Raw genomic sequence first — 779 nt, forward strand, 5'->3', positions numbered from 1 at the left:
GAAATACAAAACTTGTAATTTGTTTAGCACTGCTATTACTAACAAGAGTTACCTCAAAACTGTTTGTACTCCCATCTTCTGCACTAACGGTATAGGTCACGGGATTAGTAAAATCTTGCTCTCCTGTAGGATTAAAACTAGCCTTTGCAGATACATCAATTGTAGGTGTTAATGTTGTTAAAGGAGTATCAACAGGTAATGTAGCAGTAATAGTTTTGGCTATGGTATCTATATTTGCTGTTACATCTGTTGATAATATCGTGTTGTTGGCAGACAAAAACTTAAAATTTGTAATTTGTTTAGCATTGCTTTTTACAATTTCGACAGATGCTGGCTCGTCATCTTTACTACAACTTATAACACAAAAAATGATTAAGAGATAAACGATTATGTATAGATTATTATGGATATATGTTTTCATGATTTTTATATTAAGAGTGAATGACAACTTTTTATTAATTACAACCTTCCCCGGCATCAGAGATTATGGTAAGTATACCTCCGTTTGATGTTTGTAGATCACAGACTTCTGTAGGTATACTAGATATTGGATTATTCGTTAAGCTTAATAGTCCTAGACCTGTTAACTGACCTAACTCTGATGGTACGGTGCTTAATTGATTATTAGCTAGTGTTAAAACAACCAAAGTGTTCATATTACCTATTGATGAAGGAATGGTCTCCAGATTATTACTGTTTACATTTAAGCTTTCTAATCCTGTTAGTTGATCTATATTATCAGGGATTCTGGTGATGTTTTTGTTGTTGATTGTAATAGT

General features: G+C 32.5%; 1 protein-coding gene and 1 pseudogene. Both read right to left on the minus strand.

Annotated elements, in window-relative coordinates:
* Positions 1 to 421: pseudogene (locus Z054_RS0127440) on the minus strand (hypothetical protein); the annotation flags it as partial.
* A 34-nt stretch (positions 422 to 455) separates the two neighbouring features.
* The coding region (locus Z054_RS29650; protein ID WP_024773146.1) for a leucine-rich repeat domain-containing protein at positions 456 to 779 on the minus strand (324 nt) is incomplete at its 5' end.

Origin of the sequence: Aquimarina macrocephali JAMB N27 (genome assembly GCF_000520995.1) — a bacterium.
GTDB classification, from domain to species: domain Bacteria; phylum Bacteroidota; class Bacteroidia; order Flavobacteriales; family Flavobacteriaceae; genus Aquimarina; species Aquimarina macrocephali.